The sequence below is a fragment of the Marinomonas maritima genome (assembly GCF_024435075.2).
Classification (GTDB): Bacteria; Pseudomonadota; Gammaproteobacteria; order Pseudomonadales; family Marinomonadaceae; genus Marinomonas; species Marinomonas maritima.
On the sequence record NZ_JAMZEG020000004.1, the window covers coordinates 42,788 to 60,385 of the forward strand.

Annotated in this window: 17 protein-coding genes; 4 read left to right on the top strand and 13 right to left on the bottom strand. The window is 45.0% G+C overall.

Translation table 11 applies throughout. From position 1 onward, the window contains the following. Positions 1–63: 63 nt before the first annotated feature. Positions 64–1,050: a BtrH N-terminal domain-containing protein gene (locus M3I01_RS15390; protein ID WP_255896791.1), complete on the bottom strand. Its 987-nt coding sequence runs from the start codon at positions 1,048–1,050 to the stop codon at positions 64–66. 49 nt (positions 1,051–1,099) lie between these two features. Continuing rightward, the gene (locus tag M3I01_RS15395) at positions 1,100–1,816 is read right to left on the bottom strand and encodes a helix-turn-helix transcriptional regulator (protein ID WP_255896792.1); all 717 of its coding nucleotides are present in this window, start codon (positions 1,814–1,816) and stop codon (positions 1,100–1,102) included. Between the two features lie 57 nt (positions 1,817–1,873). Here M3I01_RS15395 and M3I01_RS15400 point away from each other — a divergent pair, with 57 nt between their 5' ends. Further along, complete coding sequence (locus tag M3I01_RS15400) at positions 1,874–2,230, top strand: VOC family protein (RefSeq protein ID WP_255896793.1); 357 nt, start codon at positions 1,874–1,876, stop codon at positions 2,228–2,230. Positions 2,231–2,352: 122 nt separating this feature from the next. Here the strand turns inward: M3I01_RS15400 and M3I01_RS15405 are convergent, their stop codons facing one another. The 9 genes from M3I01_RS15405 to M3I01_RS15445 all read right to left on the bottom strand — a co-directional run bounded on the left by M3I01_RS15405 (position 2,353) and on the right by M3I01_RS15445 (position 10,920). Then, a complete protein-coding gene (locus M3I01_RS15405; RefSeq protein ID WP_255896794.1) occupies positions 2,353–2,985 on the bottom strand; it encodes a class I SAM-dependent DNA methyltransferase in 633 nt (210 codons plus the stop codon). Positions 2,986–3,305: 320 nt separating this feature from the next. Then, positions 3,306–4,316 (bottom strand): TIGR03842 family LLM class F420-dependent oxidoreductase, encoded by a 1,011-nt coding sequence (locus M3I01_RS15410; protein WP_255896795.1) that lies wholly within the window; start codon positions 4,314–4,316, stop codon positions 3,306–3,308. A 100-nt stretch (positions 4,317–4,416) separates the two neighbouring features. Beyond that, entirely contained in the window at positions 4,417–5,109 is a 693-nt protein-coding gene (npdG, locus tag M3I01_RS15415; protein ID WP_255896797.1) for an NADPH-dependent F420 reductase, read from the bottom strand. Between the two features lie 67 nt (positions 5,110–5,176). Further along, on the bottom strand, positions 5,177–5,950 hold the full coding sequence (gene cofE / locus M3I01_RS15420) for a coenzyme F420-0:L-glutamate ligase (RefSeq protein WP_255896798.1): 774 nt from the start codon (positions 5,948–5,950) through the stop codon (positions 5,177–5,179). Beyond that, complete coding sequence (gene cofC, locus M3I01_RS15425) at positions 5,943–6,644, bottom strand: 2-phospho-L-lactate guanylyltransferase (protein ID WP_255896800.1); 702 nt, start codon at positions 6,642–6,644, stop codon at positions 5,943–5,945. Before cofC ends, cofE begins: the two co-directional genes overlap by 8 nt. After that, a complete protein-coding gene (gene cofD, locus M3I01_RS15430) occupies positions 6,644–7,603 on the bottom strand; it encodes a 2-phospho-L-lactate transferase (protein ID WP_255896801.1) in 960 nt (319 codons plus the stop codon). The genes cofC and cofD overlap by 1 nt, the downstream gene beginning before the upstream one ends. After that, positions 7,603–8,877: a 5-amino-6-(D-ribitylamino)uracil--L-tyrosine 4-hydroxyphenyl transferase CofH gene (cofH, locus tag M3I01_RS15435; protein WP_112136096.1), complete on the bottom strand. Its 1,275-nt coding sequence runs from the start codon at positions 8,875–8,877 to the stop codon at positions 7,603–7,605. Before cofH ends, cofD begins: the two co-directional genes overlap by 1 nt. Continuing rightward, complete coding sequence (cofG, locus tag M3I01_RS15440; protein ID WP_255896805.1) at positions 8,874–10,013, bottom strand: 7,8-didemethyl-8-hydroxy-5-deazariboflavin synthase CofG; 1,140 nt, start codon at positions 10,011–10,013, stop codon at positions 8,874–8,876. The genes cofH and cofG overlap by 4 nt, the downstream gene beginning before the upstream one ends. A 259-nt stretch (positions 10,014–10,272) precedes the next feature. Next, positions 10,273–10,920 (bottom strand): TetR/AcrR family transcriptional regulator, encoded by a 648-nt coding sequence (locus M3I01_RS15445; RefSeq protein ID WP_255896806.1) that lies wholly within the window; start codon positions 10,918–10,920, stop codon positions 10,273–10,275. Between the two features lie 394 nt (positions 10,921–11,314). Between M3I01_RS15445 and M3I01_RS15450 the strand changes: the two genes are divergently transcribed. The 3 genes from M3I01_RS15450 to hydA all read left to right on the top strand — a co-directional run bounded on the left by M3I01_RS15450 (position 11,315) and on the right by hydA (position 15,759). Next, positions 11,315–12,556 carry a Zn-dependent hydrolase gene (locus M3I01_RS15450; protein WP_255896808.1) on the top strand — a complete coding sequence of 414 codons (1,242 nt, stop codon included), beginning with the start codon at positions 11,315–11,317 and terminating at the stop codon, positions 12,554–12,556. A gap of 121 nt (positions 12,557–12,677) precedes the next feature. Beyond that, positions 12,678–14,156, top strand: coding sequence for an NCS1 family nucleobase:cation symporter-1 (locus M3I01_RS15455; RefSeq protein WP_255896810.1), 1,479 nt, complete (start codon positions 12,678–12,680; stop codon positions 14,154–14,156). Positions 14,157–14,319: 163 nt separating this feature from the next. Then, positions 14,320–15,759, top strand: a complete 1,440-nt coding sequence (gene hydA / locus M3I01_RS15460) for a dihydropyrimidinase (protein WP_255896811.1) — start codon at positions 14,320–14,322, stop codon at positions 15,757–15,759. Positions 15,760–15,974: 215 nt separating this feature from the next. Here the strand turns inward: hydA and M3I01_RS15465 are convergent, their stop codons facing one another. Together M3I01_RS15465 and thiL are read right to left on the bottom strand one after the other, a co-directional pair. Continuing rightward, complete coding sequence (locus tag M3I01_RS15465; protein WP_275565175.1) at positions 15,975–16,457, bottom strand: phosphatidylglycerophosphatase A family protein; 483 nt, start codon at positions 16,455–16,457, stop codon at positions 15,975–15,977. Between the two features lie 31 nt (positions 16,458–16,488). Continuing rightward, positions 16,489–17,424, bottom strand: a complete 936-nt coding sequence (thiL, locus tag M3I01_RS15470) for a thiamine-phosphate kinase (RefSeq protein ID WP_255896813.1) — start codon at positions 17,422–17,424, stop codon at positions 16,489–16,491. Positions 17,425–17,598 lie beyond the last annotated feature (174 nt).

Sequence of the window (17,598 nt, forward strand, 5' to 3'; positions counted from 1 at the left end):
TGCACGCTAAGTAAGCTTAGTGGAAAAATACAATTTGGCTGGAGTTACTACTGTAAAAGTATTTTATGCGATTTTTTCCAGTGTTTTCATCGCCAAATATTCTTTACTCGACAGCTCAACCAGAATATCAGACGCTTTGTTCACAAGACGCTCGTCATTATGCTTCCCCGCGCGATCCAACAAACTTGCCACATCGGTCCATAACTCAGCGATCTCCACAAACTGCTCGTACGCCTCATTAATAGGTGCAAGCTTGGTAATCTCGTAGGCTTCTTTGAGGAAGTCACGGTACATATTTCTAAAAATAGCGCCACCCGTACCGGCTTTTTCCATGATCATCGCTGTGGTACAAAACTCATGTTCGACATCAGTGCTCGTTTTAAACCACGCCTTAATTTCTACACTTGTCTTCAAAATGCCTTTGTAGCCAATGTTCTTGATTGGAGGGTTCAGGTAATCACGAACGTTGTTCAAAATAGCCGTCACAATGGCGTCTGAAAGATCAAACGCTTTCCCCGTTTTTCGTAATGAATACAGGAGATTTTTAGCCGCCATTGGGCCTTTTTCATTGCGGGCGAGCTCAAGGCTTTTTAACGAGGTTTTTACTTTTCCGCCATTTGGCTTTGTATCAACCATATAGGCAAAGTCGTCATCATAACCGTACATGGCTGCAAAATGCCCCGCAAAGTGTAGCTTGATGCCAAAGTACTCAAGGTAATACGAATCCAACTGCAGACCAACCGCGATGTCTTTATCCAATAACGCCTGAGCATTACGCCACGCTTTCTTAACAGAAGAGGTTTCTTTTATCTCAAAGGCCAACTTTAAATTTCTAGCGAGGTTTTTCGTCAGTGATAAAGGCTTGACTCGACCACCAATAAAAGGAAAATCCATTATTTTCATATTCCAGAATATAAAACCCAAGCCTTCACCCAAACCAAACATCATCGCTTCCGACAGTTTAATATCCAACTGCCTCAACAAGGTGCCAGATGCCGTCGTTTCACAATGCACACCAACAAAAGGGGTAAGGTTTTGGATTATCGTCATAGTTATTGCTCGTATCTAAGTGATTGCGGTTAAAAGTTGGTGGCTCTGGTTAAAGTGAGCGTATGTAGTCTTTGAACCCCTCACCTAGTTTGTCCTTAAATATGTCACCCGTTCTCGAAACGAGCTCTACTCTGTCCACTCTGAAACTACGAAAATTCTGCCTTAAATCACACCATGCTATAAACAACCAAACTGAATCAAAGCAGACCACTCCTAATGGCCTAACATACCGACTAGTGCTGCCGCCGTTGCCATCCACATAGTGTATTTCAACGCGTTCTTTGATTCTTATCACGTCACACAATTCACTCAATATGTCGTTTTTAAGTGACGGCTTGCCAGACGCCAATGAATGCACCAACAAAGGGGAATCTAGAAACAGATGATCATGATGATCTGGAAGCACAGACCCTATTTTGTTAAGCGCCCGAGAAGCGGCATCGGCAAGAGTGCTATCGACACGAGACTGAACCATACGCATACCAATCAGCAAGGCATCCAACTCATCAGGTGCAAAATGCAGTGGCGGTAAAAAGGTTCCCTCTTCTATCTGAAACCCCAGCCCGCTTTCACCACGCACAGGCGCTCCCATTGACTGAAGAGTCGCCATATCGCGATAAATGGTACGAACCGACACATTCAGTAATCCAGCAAGTACCTCAGCAGAAACCGGTAATCGCCGTGAACGTAGTTCATCTAATATGGAAAATAATCTTGTTGTTCGCATCAAACCACCCTGACAGAAACTGTCAAAGCAGTCCAGCATAATACCAACCACGGCCGATTGAAGAGGTCAGATTTTAACCCTATGAGGTATGACATTATGAAAATGGATTATTGCGTTCTTGGAACAAACAACATGACTGCTTCGATTGCATTCTATGATTCACTTTTCGAACAAACAGAACTGAACAAAGTGTTATCGACTGAAAGAATGACCTTCTGGCAGGGTAAAGACTTTGCCTTTGCAATAGCTATCCCCTTTAACCAAGAACCCGCAAGCAATGGCAATGGAACCATGATTGGTTTTAATGTGGGCTCTATCGAAGAGGTAAAACGGCTTCATAAAAAAGCGATTGAATTGGGCGGCTCTTGTGAAGGCGAACCCAATCAACCGGGGCCTAAATTTTCTGCCTATGTGAGAGATTTAGATAAAAATAAAATCGTTTTTTCAGCGTGAGAATATTGGATTCTTCACAAGATTAAACTTTGCGAATAGCCAATATTGAAGAGTCGTAAAGCTTGGTTGGCTGACACATTGCCCCTTCCCCTTTTTTCAAGGGGAAGATATCACCTTTATCATTAAGCCCTTTTAGTCCCTTGTACGGCATTTTTACCGATAGCCATTAAAACAGGCATATCGCCTTTTGAACTGCTCATAATAAAAGGACTTGTGATTGTCGTATTCACAAAGTTATTTGCTTCAAATGCTTGTTTAACCCTTTTGGGGGATAAGCCCATCTCAGATGAATCATCACTTGATTGCCAGTCCCATTGTACAAATACACCATTCTCTTTTAATAGCGACTTTAACAGACTTAAAGTCGTTTCATAGTCAGGTAAAAAGCTACAAACAGACGAGGCTACAATTAGGTCAAATTGACCTTTCAATTCAGGACGTTTACGGATCAGATCTTCTGATAAATAATCGGAAACTGACAATACGTTATTTAACGCTTTTTTATCTAGACACTTTATCATTGCTGAAGATGGATCAATCGCAACGATACTATCCACATTTGGACTTATAAGCTTGGTTAATGCCCCTGTACCACAGCCAAAATCAAGAACGGTTAAACCATTAATACTTATATTATTCACAAGTGCTAAAAATGTTTTTTTTGCATAATCTTCGACACTAGGATCTATATCCCAGCTATCAGCATATTCGTCCCATTCATTACTCAAAATACTCTCCAAAAATTCATCACCCATCTAAATACTTAACATCTTAATAGTACACATTATCCTGTCTATTTATCAGGATAAGCACAGCATGTTATCTCGACGCTGAAAACCTTATCCATTGATACTAAAATCCTTTTCCATTTTCTACCAGTGCTAAACAATCAGCCGGACGACAAACACAAAAAAGCCGCGAGCAACACATCATGTAGGGTTCGCGCCAGTGTCGAAATGATGTGTTGCTCATGGCTTTTGTTTAGAAAATTCTGTGTGCAGAGATGAACCCTATCCTATCCTAACCTTCCCCTCCAAAGTGACAAGGGGAAGGAACTAGAGATCAGTCATTCAGATTACTTCTCACCATTAAATACGGGAATAATTTCTCGGCCGTATTTGGCAATAATTTCTTCTTCATCACCGTTGTCTAAGTAGATATTAAATTGCGTTGTACCAGCGGCTTCTAGGTCTTTGATTCGAGTAATGTGGTCTTCAACCGTTCCCAGTACACAGAAACTTTTGATGATGTCTTCGGTGATGAAGTCTAAGAATGGGTTGTCGCTTTGGCCGTGTTTCGAGTAGTCGTAACCTTTACGGTTTTCGATATAGTCTGTCAGGCTTTTTGGTACCAGACCGGAATCTGCACCGTATTTTTCGACGATGTCGGCGACGTGGTTACCGACCATGGCAGGGAACCATTTAGTGTGTTCGATGCAGTAATCCATATCACCAAAGTAAGCCGGTGCGGCGGCTTGTACTTTGAAATTAGACATATCACGACCTGTGGCTTCACCCGCGGCAACCGCTTGATCTCTAAACCATTTAACCAAAGCAGGATCCCCGATTTGTAGAATCAAACCGTCACCTACTTCTCCTGCCGCCGCTAAGGCTTTTGGTCCATACGCGCCAATCCAAACAGGCAGTTCATAGCCTGTTGCCCAAGGTAATTTCACGGGCTCTGGGCATTCGCCGTATTCTACTTCGTCACCGCGAACCATGGCTTTTACCTTGGTGGTGAATTCCATAAGGCGCGCAATGGTTGCCGGTTTTTTGCCCATGACACGCATAGACGAATCACCACGTCCAAGGCCAATGTCAAAACGACCTTTACTTTGATGTGCCAAGCTTGCGTATAAGCTGGCTGCCAATGACCAATCGCGAATGTTTGGGTTAGTCACACAAGGGCCAAACCGCATTTTTGTGGTGTGTTCCATACACATTGCCATGGCAACAAACGATTCACGCCATAAAATGTGCGAATCGTAAAACCAGCAATAAGTAAAACCGGCGGCTTCTGCCTGACGAACTAAGTTACGAGCGCGATCTGGACTGACAAAGCCTTTAAACGTGATACCAAATTCCATAATGTGTTCCTCTTGTGATTATACTTTTAATAGTTTTCTAATTTTTAAAACAACCGAATAACTAAACAACTTGTCACGATGTGCCGAGCACAGTGGTTAATTAATGCTCGTCTGGAGGACAAATACGTACACCCGCATGACTGAACGGCACGTCTTTCGAGATATTCAAACGAATCAGAATCGGCGTCAGTGCTTCGATACAACGAGCACTGTCAGCTAAACCGGCGTTATACGCTTTGGTGCCCATTTTTTCGATCAGCGCCATCACTTGCTTCTTCGCATTTAGATCGTTGCCGCACACCAAGATGTCGCAATTAATGGAACGAGAAAGGTCGTTCAAGGTAATCGCCGACACGTTATGCAATGCCCCCACGACAGGTATGGCATCGCCCAATAACAACTGAGCCGATTCCGTTACCGAGCCCGCTTCTGGCATAACCACGGCTTTCGGATTACCCGGAGCCAAGGGTACGACAATGTCGACCAAGACTTTGCCGACCAGCAAAGGCGCAAGCTTAGTCAATGTTGCATCGTGACCTGCATAAGGAACCGACAAGATGACAAGACTGTCTGCGGCATTGGTCGCGTCTTCCATCGACATCCCCGTAATATCCGCCTGACAATCCAATTCTGCCAAGGTACTCACCAATTGCTGCGCGGCTTCTTGTGCTTTCATCGGATCACGAGAACCCAGCACCACACTCACGCCAGCTTGCGCCAAACGCAGAGCAAGACCTTTGCCTTGTGGACCGGTTCCGCCAATGATGGCGACTTTATTTGTAGCGTCATTCATAGTTTTTTCACCATTTTTTCCATTGATTCAGTCATTGCTGTTTTGATCGCTTTTTGCATCGTTGTTATCATCGAAAGAGATCCTCATTGTGCGCACGAATAAGATCGCGACTGGAGCTGTCTGTTTTTGGCCAAGATAAGCCACGGAAAATAATCACTGGAGATTTAGCACTTTTCTCCATCAATAAACCCGACGCGGCGGCGAGCTCATCGGCGAACGCGGGCGCGGTCACACTCAAAGGTCGTCCAAAAGCGTCTTCTTCGCCCAACATGTGCATCACCCCCGGCACATTGGCTAAGCCAATCGCTACGTTGGTTTGCCCCAGTCGCCAAGGACGGCCAAAGGTATCGCTGATCACCACGCCTAACGCACAGTCAAAGTGCTTTTCTAAAACGAGGCAAAGTTCGCGCGCGCTTTTGTCAGGGTCTTCGGGTAATAAAATAAGCTGTCCTGGATGATCCGCATTGGATTCATCCACCGCCGCATTGGCGCAGATGTATCCATTTTTATGCTCGGCGATCAGCACGCCTTCTTCTTGATCTGGTCGTTTCATCGCGCGAACAATGCGCTTAGATTGAGATAAAATGACTTCCACTTTCCGTGGGTCTTTATTAACGGTTTTTGCCAGTTCGATCGCTTCTTCACTGGGTGTAATGTCGTCTAAATAGGCGCAAGCCCCTTCGCTTTTAGAAACCACTTTGTGTGCAATCACCAAAATATCACCTTCCATAAGGGTTTGGTTTTGCGTGCTTAAGGTGTCAATAATGCTTTTCGCTAAATCATCGCCCGCTTGAAAATCCGGTAATCCCATTAGACGAAACATGCTCATAGAATCAGGCATAATGATGCTCCTTAACGGGTAATAGAGAAGGCTCTTTCCATGCTTTAAACCGTTTAGGTTGGCGTATCACAGCCATTTTAAGGTCTTCGCTGTGATCAATATCCAAGGCAAGATTGGCGAAATGTAAACTGCGACAAACCAAACGATTATTCAGCGCATTGGCTTTGTGGGCCGACGCCGATTCATAACCGTATTGAAAATCGATGGCGTCGGGTGGCGAGGTCAACAACGCATTCGTGCCACCGTCTTTGGCCACCGCAATCACCACTTGAGCTTCATTAATCGCGGCGATTAACGAGGTAATTTCTTGATAATCCAATACCGCAATATCACTGGGAACAATAAGTTGACTGTCGTATCCAGACTGCTTTACCCAATCACAAGCAAAATCCAGCGCACCGTTTAGCCCTTTAGAGCCATCATCAAACAAGGTGTTTGTTTCATAGGATTGAGCAAGACTAAGCACCTCAAGCGATTCGCTCACCACCAGCACATCCAGCATGGGAAAGTGCCGTTTAAAGAACGCCAAGGTGTTTTGAAACAAGGTCAAAGACAGGCTTTCGCGAGACGAATCCGACAAACTCCCGACCAAGCGTTGTTTGGAACGTGTTGGTGATTTCATTGGGATCACCACACAAAGCTTATCGATCAGATGATCGACGTTAGGATGATTCGAGGTTGAATGCTGCATCATTAGGCGGCCCTCTGTTTCTGAGAAGCTAAGGCAAACTCAACCACGCGAGACATTAAATCTGTTTTTTCCTCTGAGGTTTTCATCAACGTCGGCGTCACCAACACATCCAACCCCTGTTCTTCCAACCATGTTGCGTCTTGCTGGTCTTCTTCATCGATCACCATGGCGTTCAGAAAAGTGTAATAACAGCTGTAAATTCCTTTCGAATCGATACTTTTACCCGCGCTTTCAAGCATTTTATCCGCGGGCCCTTTCACCGTTTTCCCACCAATTAATGGCGATACGGCGATGACATAAGCACCGCTGTGCTCAATGGCTTGTTGAATTTCAGGCACCGCGAGAATCGCACCGATGCTCACGATAGGATTACTCGGCGCGATAATAATCACGTCACTATTAGCAATTTGATCCAAGGCGGTTTGAGTCGGTCTGGCGCTTTCAATACCTTGATACTCGATGTCGATCACGTCCAACTGGCAATGCTCGCGCACAAAGAACTCTTGGAACGACAACCAACCTTTTGACGTCTTCACTCGAGTTTGCAACACATCGTCGGTTGGCAACAAAATAGGCAATGTCACACCGTGTCGTGTTGCTAAACGTTGAGTTATCTCGCTGGCACTGACACCTTGATGCTTTAGATTGGTACGATAAATATGCGTCGCTAAATCCAAGTCACCTAAGGTCATCCAAGTGTCTTGCCCTAAGGCATTTAGCTCACTTAAGACTTGATGTGTTTCGTGTTTTCGGCCCCAACCTTGTTGTCTATCAATCTGATCACCTAGAGAATAAATCAGCGTATCAATGTCTGGTGAGACCCAAAGTCCATGAAATTCGTCATCATCGGCAATGTTGCCAATGATCTTAGTTGAGTCAGCGTAATGGCTTTTGGCCAAGCCTTCGGCGGCTTTTGCACCGCCTACGCCACCGGCCAATAAAGTGATGTTTAACGCAGTCATTACGCCACTCCTCGAATCGCAATGCGGTCCGTTAAGGGCGTTTTTTCGCTGTTTTCTTCAACAACGTAGGTTCTCACCACCTCATATTTTGTACTGCGCTGCACCGCGTTTAGACCGGCGGCTTGAATGTTGGCCACCATGTCTTCAGGAAACACTTCTTGACCGTGAGTCGCACCGGCAGCACGAGAAATACTTTCGTTCATCAAGGTTCCGCCCAGATCATTCGCGCCAGAGCGCAGCATTCTGGTTGCCACTTCTGGGCCCATTTTCACCCAAGAGGCTTGAATGTTATCGATGTGACCTTGCAACATAAGTCGCGCAATGGCGTGCATTTTGAAATGCTCGTCTTGTGTCGGTCCCGGGCGAACTTTGTCTGGGTTATCGTTGTACAAACGCGTTTCATAATGGATAAAACCCAGCGGCACGAACTCGGTAAAGCCACCGGTTTCTTTTTGAATATCACGCAATAAAGCCAGATGGTTTGCCCAATGAATCGGCTGATCCACGTGGCCGTACATGATGGTAGAGGTGGTCGGCACACCCACAGAGTGTGCGGCTTTAATGATTCGCACCCACTCTTCTGTGGTGAGTTTGTTCTTGGTCAATTGTTTGCGAACTTCGGTGTCTAGAATTTCTGCTGCGGTGCCCGGCATAGACCCTAAACCCAGTGTTTTTAATTCAGTCAAAAACGCTTCCGGCTCAAGGCGGCCTTTTTTACAGCCATACCAGATTTCGAAGGGCGAAAAAGCATGAATGTGAATCTCTGGCACGCGTTTCTTCACTGCGATAATTAATTCTCGGTAATAATCCGCACCTATGTCTGGATGCAATCCACCCTGAATACACACTTCTGTCGCACCACGAGCCCACGCTTCTTCCGCTTTGTCTGCGACTTGTTCAACGGTTAAGAACTCCGCCTCTGCATCACCTTTTTCTTTGGCAAAATTACAGAAACGGCAACCCATATAACACACGTTGGTAAAATTGATGTTTCGCGTAATAACAAAAGTGCCCGTATTGCCAACACGTTTTTCACGCACCTTGTCGGCGGTGTCTAATACCGCTTGAGCTTCTGCGCCTTGCGTTGCAAAAAGAACACACGCCTCTTCTACATTCAGCTCTTCACCCAGCAGCGTTTTTTCCAGTATTGTCCGAACTGGCGCACTAACGAGATCATTACATTGAGTGGAATGAAGCGAATCTAGTAATGAAAAATTGTCTGGCGCGACATTATTTGACGTTGCTTGTTCTGATGTTAAAGACGATGGATTCATGCGATGTCTCCCTGTAACTGACGACTGGCTTGAGCAGCACGACTCATAAGTGACGCGACTCGTTGCGTTAAATTGGGTGTTAGATATTTTTGTTCTTGATGCTGAAAACGGTCATAAATGGTGAGGCGTTCTGCCAACGAATAACCCAGACCTTCGCACGCTTGCGCCACGCTGCTGATCTGCGGCCATGCTCTTTCTGGGTTAATGAAATCTTTAGTAAGTGGCGAAATACCGCCCCAATCATTGATACCGGCATTGATATAACTGCCGTATTCAACTTCTAAATTTGGCGGCGCTTGAATACTGATGTCATCCGGTAAAATCAAACGCGCCACGGCAATGGTGCGTTTCATGTCGTCTAAATCCGGTTCTTGGCAACCCGCCATGGCGGTGCCCGCTTTAGCACGGAAATTTTGAATAATGACTTCTTGGACATGCCCGTAAGCAAGATGGCGATCACGAATGGCAATTAGGCTGAGCACTCGCTCTTCCCAACTTTCGCCGATACCGATTAAAATACCGGTGGTAAAGGCGATATCAAGACGACCCGCTTGCTCGATAGTATCGAGTCGACGTTTTGGCGTTTTATCTGGGCAAGCGTAATGCGCTTGCCCTTTTTTGAGTAATTCGTTGGAAACATTTTCCAGCATCATTCCCATACTGGCAGCAACAGGCTTTAATCGTTTCAACTCATCAAACGATAATGCACCGGCGTTCACGTGTGGCAACAACGTAGTGTGTGTTAAGACGCTTTCACATTGGTCATGCAGATAATCTAACGTGCTGTCATAACCTAATGCAGCCAGTAAATCCCGTGCTTTTTGATGACGTTCTTCTGGTCGTTCGCCCAAACTAAATAACGCTTCTTTACAGTCTAGCGCGGCACCCTCGTGTGCGGTTTTCAACACTTGCTCCGGTGTCATGTAATTAGAATGAATAGAATCTGGGGACTGTACAAAGGTGCAATAGCCGCAAGAATCGCGACACATATTCGTTAATGGAATGAATACTTTTTTAGAAAAGGTTAACTGCGTACCCCAAGCATTATCACGCGCGCTAGCGGCTTGCTGGCAAAGTGCATACAAGTCTGGCCCAGTAGCAAATTCATAAGATATGGCTTCAGAAACAGAGATCATATTTACTCCACGTTTTAATGATTGAATTAACTTTTTTACCATTTGGTATAAAAATTAATAGCAGTCATTTGAGAAGGAGTAAATTGTTTTTTTTGGTTCAGCGCTCGCACTAAAAAATAACATGGTTATTAAAGCTAACTTAACTAAATGCTTAACTAAATAGTTAAGGCTATGAATATATAGATTTTTTTAGTTAATTATTATCAATAATCACGCTATTTTTAAGGAATAAAGAAAGAAAATTAGAGAGGGATTTATTTTAAATATTTTTTTTAGCACCAAGAGCGCGCACAACAAATTCGGTTACTGCGTTTTCAGCCCGTTCGAAATCTGTTTGATCCAAACTGGTCTTACCTAATAGAATTTCCATTTGAATAGAAAAATCAGCATAGGTTTGAGTGGCAGCCCATATAGTGAAAAACAAATGTTCAGGATCAATATCGTCTATTAATCCCTTACTTATCCATGACTTAACTAATTCTACATCACGGTCAAATTGAGGTTTAAGGTGGCTTAAAAGGTAGTCTTTTAAGACTGGAGCGCCGCTGATAACCTCATGAGCAAAGACTTTAGAACCATTAGGGTACAAACGTGAAAGTTGCATTTTTTCACGCACATAACCACGTATGACCTCTTCTGGCGTAGCGCCATCACTTTCAAGTAAAGACAGCTTTTCAATCCAGATATCGAGGATTTCTTTCAACACTCTTTTATACAGTAAGTCTTTGTTTGGAAAGTAATAAATCAAGTTTTGCTTGGATATTTTTGATATCTCCGCAATACGTTCCATAGACGCACCACTAAAGCCTTTAGCCGCAAATATAACCTCTGCAGAGCGTAATATACGTGACTCTAACACTTCTCTATTCATCGATTGCTTGGTACGTCTTACTCTTTGATCAGCCAAACTGTATGCCTACTCTCATTCAAAAAATTATATTGATAAACCACTGTTTTTACTTACTTTTACGGCTTTTATTAGGCCTTAAAATACCATAAGAAAGCCATTGGAACGAGTCATATTAAAATAAAGTATAGAAAGTTGGCCTATTTATTGCTGACCAAATAGACAACATCCATATTTTTTCTATTTAAATCGCGACTCCGTAATTAAGGTAATACATTCTATTTTTTATGAATCGACAAATGATTGACTTTTTTTAAAAAAAGGTTTTACCTTTTGGTCAATATTTATTCAAAACAAAAATCGTTAATGAATATTTATTTCTATTTGATAAATGCTTATTTCAATAAATAGTTAAGTATTTTCAAAGAGATATAAATTATATTGGGAGAGAATTATGCAAAACCTTCGTATCAACGAGAAACGCCTTTGGGACACGCTAATGGAAATGGGGGATATTGGCGGAACAGAAAAAGGCGGTTGTAACCGCCTTGCTGGAACGGACTTAGACAAACAATCTCGTGATCTCTTCGTTTCTTGGTGTGAAGCTTGCGGCTGTGATGTAGAGGTCGATAAAATTGGAAACATCTTTGCTCGTCGTCCTGGAAAATACAACGACTTACCCGCCGTAGGCACCGGAAGCCACCTTGATACACAACCCACTGGCGGTAAGTTTGATGGGGTCTTTGGCGTACTTTCTGGTGTCGAAGTGTTGCGCACTCTTCATGACAACAACATTGAAACCCCAACCGCCATGGAATTTTCCGTGTGGACCAACGAAGAAGGCTCACGCTTCCAACCAGCCATGCAAGGTTCCGGCACTTATGTTGGTCGTTTTGACTTAGAAACCGAACTAAACAAGACCGACGTCAATGGCATTCGTCTTGGTGACGAACTAAAGCGCATAGGTTACTTAGGTGACATGGAACTGGGCAGTCGTAATATGGGCGCCTTTTTTGAAGCGCACATAGAGCAAGGTCCGACCCTTGAAGACGAAAAGAAAGCCATTGGCATCGTCAGGTTAGGTCAAGGTATTCGCTGGTATAACATTGAAGTTATAGGCCGCCCTTCTCACTCAGGTACTACGCCAATGCACTTGCGTAAAGACGCCATGTTAGCCGCCGCCGCGATCGTCACCGAAATGAACGCCATCGCGCTTCGCCATGAAAATGGCTTAGGGACCGTCGGTTTTATGCAAGTATGGCCAAACTCTCGCAACACGATTCCGGGCAATGTGAAATTCAGCGCAGATCTTCGCAATCCACGCCCAGACATTTTATTAACCATGCACAAAGAACTGATCGCCTTTTGTGAAAAAATCGCCAAAGAACACAATTTAGACGTCAACATTGACCCTTTTTGGTATTTCGCCCCAGTGGAGTTTAATGCATCCGACGATGTAAAAGCCGCCACTGAAAAGCTCGGCTACAGCCACATGGACATTTACGCTGGCGCCGGTCACGACGCTTGTTACATGGCGGATTTAGTCCCTACCGGCATGATTTTCACACCTTGCCTAAACGGCATCAGCCACAACGAAGCCGAATACAGTTCGCCTGAAGAATGCGCCGCCGGAGCAAACGTATTACTGCACACCATGTTAGAAGCCAGCGAACGTATTGCTAGAGAGCATCAGTAACAAAATAAACGAATACAAGAGAAGAAAAAACGAGGGCTGTGAATCATAAAGCGGCTCGAATCGAATGAAATAGCTCCTATTAAATAAAAGCTATCAACCCACAATAGAAGAGGTGGCAAATATGACCAGTAAGTCCGTTAAACAAGATGAGTTTTATGAGTTGGAGGTCGATACCGACCTTCAACAGAGTTCAGCGTATAACGACGATTTGGCGCCAACAAAAGTAAAAGATCGCACTTGGAACAAGTGGAACATTGCAGCATTGTGGGTTGGTATGTCTATTTGTGTACCTACTTATACTTTAGGCGGCGTATTAACGGCTTACTTTGGTCTTTCTGTGATGGAAGCCTTATTCACTATTCTTATCGCTAACGTAATTTTATTGGTGCCACTGACCTTAAACGCGTATCCGGGCACTAAGTTCGGCATTCCTTTTCCGGTGTTACTGCGTTCTTCATTCGGCATGGTGGGATCTAATATTCCTTGCTTGATTCGTGGCTTTGTTGCCTGTGGTTGGTTCGGCATTCAAACTATGTTTGGTGGCCTAGCCATTCATTTGTTTCTATCCGCTATTTCTTCCGGCTGGGCAAGTTTAGGTGGCGTCGGCGAAGTAATCGGCTTCTTCCTATTTTGGGCTATCCAAATGATTGTAGTGATTCGTGGTGCTGAGTCTATTAAGTGGTTAGAAACACTTTCGGCGCCTCTACTGTTGATCGTTGGTATTGGTTTAATGTATTGGGCTAGCGGAAAAGTGTCTTTCACTGAAGTCCTCGCCATTCCTGCAAACCGTCCTGAAGACGCTAGTTTTTGGGGGTATTTCTTTGGTGGTTTAACCGCGATGGTTGGGTTCTGGGCAACCTTGTCTTTGAATATTCCCGACTTTAGTCGTTATGCAAAATCTCAAAAAGATCAGATTATTGGTCAAATCATCGGTCTGCCTGCGACCATGTTCTTCTTTGCCGCTTTGGGTGTGGTTTTGACGGCCGCTTCGACAAGCTTGGTGGGTGAAACCATTTCTGACCCTATTTCTTTGATTGGTAAAATCGACAGCCCTTTCTGGGTTGCTATTGCCATGGTATTGATCGTTATTGCCACAATATCCACCAACACTGCAGCCAATATTGTTTCTCCTACTAACGATTTCCAAAACATTGCGCCTAAGCTCATTAACCACACTCGTGGTGTCTTGCTTACGGGTGTTGTGGGTATTGTTTTAATGGGTTGGGAATTATTGAAAAAAATGAGCTGGATCGAATCCGATGTCAGTGTTGAAAGCATGTATTCAAATTGGCTCTTAGGCTACTCAAGCTTATTAGGCCCGATTGCCGGTATCATGATTGTCGATTATTTCTTAATAAAACGTCAGCATTTGGATTTAGTCGCACTTTATAAAGAAAACAGCTTATACCCAGCCTTTAACAGTGCGGGGTTAATCGCTTTTGCTGGGCCTGTGGTACTGACTTTAATCGCACTAAATGTATCTGCTTTTAGCTGGTTCTATAGCTATGGTTGGTTTACCGGTGCCTTTACCGGTGCGTTTTTGTATTACCTTCTTGCTAAATCACAAGCAGTTCCTGTCAGTCAGATAGAAACAGCCTAGTTAAAACATGAGTTGCTTTACCTGCTGGCGATGCCTTGCGCATCGCCAGCATTTTTTCTTCCATTATTTTATGAGTGTAGGTAGAAGCGCATCCATACTGTTTTTTTGATGTTCTTTTGATCCGCACTTACTGTTTATTTTTTCTTAGAAAAAGGACGAAATCATGAGTTTATTAATTAAAGGTGGGACGATCGTCACTCACGAAGAAACCTTCAAAGCCGATATTCTTTGTAAGGACAACAAAATCGTCGAAATCGGTGACATCGGCGAACAACCAAAAGACGTTGAAATCATTGATGCGACCGGAAAACTCATCATGCCGGGCGGCATTGATCCTCACACTCACATGCAATTGCCTTTTATGGGCACGGTTGCGAAAGACGATTTTGCTTCTGGCACCGCCGCTGCACTGGCGGGCGGCACGACCACCATCATCGATTTTGTCATCCCCAACCCTCAGCAGTCGCTCTTAGATGCCTATCATCAATGGCGTGACTGGGCGAAAAAAGCCCATTCAAATTACAGTTTCCATGTAGCGATTACTTGGTGGGATGACACCGTTGCCGAAGAAATGAACATACTAGTCAAAGACCATGGCGTGAACAGCTTTAAGCATTTTATGGCGTATAAGAACGCCATCATGGCGACCGATGACATTCTGGTCGCGAGCTTCACCAAATGCTTAGAACTCGGCGCGATTCCAACCGTTCATGCAGAGAATGGCGAGTTGGTTTATCACTTACAAAATAAACTCATGGCAGAAGGCATGACAGGACCAGAAGCGCATCCACTGTCTCGCCCCTCTTCTGTTGAAGGCGAAGCAGCAAACCGCGCCATCAGCATAGCCAATACGCTTGGCGCGCCTATCTACCTTGTTCACGTCTCCACAGAAGAAGCCGTCGACGCCATTCGCTACGCTAAAGACCACGGTCAAACCGTATTTGGTGAAGTCTTAGCAGGGCATCTCACCGTGGATGAAAGCGTCTATCAAAACCCAGATTGGGCTACCGCAGCGGCGCATGTTATGAGCCCTCCTTTTAGACCCAAACATCACCAAGATGCGCTTTGGAAAGGTGTACAAGCCGGTACGTTACAAACCACCGCCACCGACCATTGCGCCTTTTGTGCCGAACAAAAAGCCATGGGCAAAGACAACTTCACGCAAATTCCCAACGGCACCGCCGGTGTGGAAGAGCGCATGATGGTGTTGTGGGAAAAAGGCGTTAACCAAGGCAAAATCACCATGAATGAATTTGTCGCGTTTACCTCGACCAACACCGCCAAGATTTTCAATATTTATCCGAATAAAGGCTGTATTCGTGTTGGCGCAGACGCAGACTTAGTAATCTGGAACACAGCGGCCACAAAAACGATTTCCGCAAAAACGCATCACTCGAAAATTGAACACAGTATTTTTGAAGGAATGGAAATTCATGGCGTACCGGAAACCACTGTTTGTAACGGAAAACTTGCGTGGCACAACAATACCTTGATGGTAAAATCGGGCGAAGGAAAGTACGTGGATCGACCCACTTACGCACCGTTTTACGAAGCGTTAAGAAAGCGTAAGGAATTAAATAAACCCAAAGCGGTCGTGCGTTAAGACAGACAGTTAAAAGGGCCACCGCCCTTAACTGATTGAGCGAATAACATTTCGACGAGGGAGGCGTAGTTTCGAGGAGAAATGTTATTCGGTCGTGGGAGTCAACGTGGTTCGAGAAACAAAAACAGCCCCATCCTAACCTTCCCCTTGGAAGACAAAAGGGGAAGGGACTAAGCGTTTTACCCTACTGAAGTAGGTGTTTAAAAAACGCTTACCTAAAAGACAAAGTGCACCAAAGCTTGAAGCACAACAAACGACATTAACCCCGCCAACACATCGTCCAGCATAATACCGAAGCCACCGTGGACGTGTTTATCGATCCAAGAAATAGGCCAAGGTTTCAAAATATCAAATAAACGAAAAAGCACAAAACCCAATACAATATAAAACCAACCCGCAGGCGCCAGAAACATGGTGATCCAGAAACCAACAAACTCGTCCCAGACGATGCCAGCATGGTCGTGTACACCCATGTCTTTCGAGGTTTTACCGCAAAGGTAAATCCCCACCAGCGAGGTAACCAACAGCATCACTAGGTATTCAGTGTTGCTTAAACCCTGTAGAAGCCAGATGAAGATAGGAACGGCGGCTAATGTACCAAAGGTTCCCGGTGCTTTGGGAGCGGCACCAGAACCAAGGCCAAACGCTAAAAAATGTATCGGATTGCGCCATACAGACGCTGGGGCAGAATTTGCCATGAAACCATTACCTATTCGTTAAATTAAAAAATTAGAAGTGTTGCCAGCCCGTTATTTCACCATCATAGTTTTGAATCACAAAACCACTTTCGGCAATCTCACCGACTTTAGTACAAGGCAAACTCAGCGTTTGAGTAATCAGTGCAATTTCGGTCGCTTGTTCTTTTGGAGCGGTAAAACACAGCTCATAATCATCGCCGCCCGTTAACGCCAATATGTGCGCAGACTCTGGCTGCCATTGCTTTAACTCGGCGGACATTGGCAAGCAAGCCGCATCGATCGTCGCGCCAACACCGGAGGCTTTGAGTATATGCTGGATATCTTGAGCAAGGCCATCGGAAATGTCCATCATGGCATGCACGACGCGCTTAAGCGCCATGCCCACAATCAACCTTGGTTTAGGCCGCCAATAACGGTCATAAAAATAATCAAAGCGCTCGCTCGACACTTGAAGCTCGCCCGTGACAATCGGCACGGCAGCAGCGGCGTCGCCAAGTAGCCCCGTAACATAAATATCATCCCCGACTTTTGCTGCGCTGCGCTTTACGGCCAAATCTGGTTCCACATAACCATGGACTTGCAGGGTAATCGTCAATGGGCCTTTTGTTGTATCACCACCCACCAGCGCCAAACCAATCGGTTCCGCCAACTCCGCCATACCTTGCGCTAAACCAGCCAACCATTGCGGATCAGATTCTGGTATGGTCAGACCTAGGGTAAAGAACGCCGGTTTCGCCCCCATCGCGGCCAAATCACTGACGCACGTTGCCACCGCACGATAACCAATATCGACTGGGTCTGCGTCGAACGGAAAGTGTCGCCCTTCGACCAAGGTATCCATCGAGAATACTAAGCTTTGCCCTTGTGGCACTTGGATCTGAGCGCAATCGTCGCCGATGCCTAGCATAAGGTCACTACGCCCTTGCGTGCTCGCCATCACCGACGCTTGAAAGATGTTTTGTATCAACTCGAATTCTTTCAACACTCTGCCCTTTTATTGTCTTCGCAGGATATATTCACCGCCAAAAATACTGACAAGAGGATACCGTATTGCAAGAGATATGTCAGAAACGAAACAGTGCAGATCGTTCAGTGGCGGATTGCGCATTCATAGGCAGGACGTCGACGTTTTACTGAATCA

Excerpts from the sequence above, each read along its gene's own strand:
- M3I01_RS15390 (WP_255896791.1), bottom strand. The coding sequence starts at position 1,050 with ATGACGATAATCCAAAACCTTACCCCTTTTGTTGGTGTGCATTGTGAA.
- M3I01_RS15395 (WP_255896792.1), bottom strand. The coding sequence starts at position 1,816 with ATGCTGGACTGCTTTGACAGTTTCTGTCAGGGTGGTTTGATGCGAACA.
- M3I01_RS15400 (WP_255896793.1), top strand. The coding sequence starts at position 1,874 with ATGAAAATGGATTATTGCGTTCTTGGAACAAACAACATGACTGCTTCG.
- M3I01_RS15405 (WP_255896794.1), bottom strand. The coding sequence starts at position 2,985 with ATGGGTGATGAATTTTTGGAGAGTATTTTGAGTAATGAATGGGACGAA.
- M3I01_RS15410 (WP_255896795.1), bottom strand. The coding sequence starts at position 4,316 with ATGGAATTTGGTATCACGTTTAAAGGCTTTGTCAGTCCAGATCGCGCT.
- npdG (WP_255896797.1), bottom strand. The coding sequence starts at position 5,109 with ATGAATGACGCTACAAATAAAGTCGCCATCATTGGCGGAACCGGTCCA.
- cofE (WP_255896798.1), bottom strand. The coding sequence starts at position 5,950 with ATGCCTGATTCTATGAGCATGTTTCGTCTAATGGGATTACCGGATTTT.
- cofC (WP_255896800.1), bottom strand. The coding sequence starts at position 6,644 with ATGATGCAGCATTCAACCTCGAATCATCCTAACGTCGATCATCTGATC.
- cofD (WP_255896801.1), bottom strand. The coding sequence starts at position 7,603 with ATGACTGCGTTAAACATCACTTTATTGGCCGGTGGCGTAGGCGGTGCA.
- cofH (WP_112136096.1), bottom strand. The coding sequence starts at position 8,877 with ATGAATCCATCGTCTTTAACATCAGAACAAGCAACGTCAAATAATGTC.
- cofG (WP_255896805.1), bottom strand. The coding sequence starts at position 10,013 with ATGATCTCTGTTTCTGAAGCCATATCTTATGAATTTGCTACTGGGCCA.
- M3I01_RS15450 (WP_255896808.1), top strand. The coding sequence starts at position 11,315 with ATGCAAAACCTTCGTATCAACGAGAAACGCCTTTGGGACACGCTAATG.
- M3I01_RS15455 (WP_255896810.1), top strand. The coding sequence starts at position 12,678 with ATGACCAGTAAGTCCGTTAAACAAGATGAGTTTTATGAGTTGGAGGTC.
- hydA (WP_255896811.1), top strand. The coding sequence starts at position 14,320 with ATGAGTTTATTAATTAAAGGTGGGACGATCGTCACTCACGAAGAAACC.
- M3I01_RS15465 (WP_275565175.1), bottom strand. The coding sequence starts at position 16,457 with ATGGCAAATTCTGCCCCAGCGTCTGTATGGCGCAATCCGATACATTTT.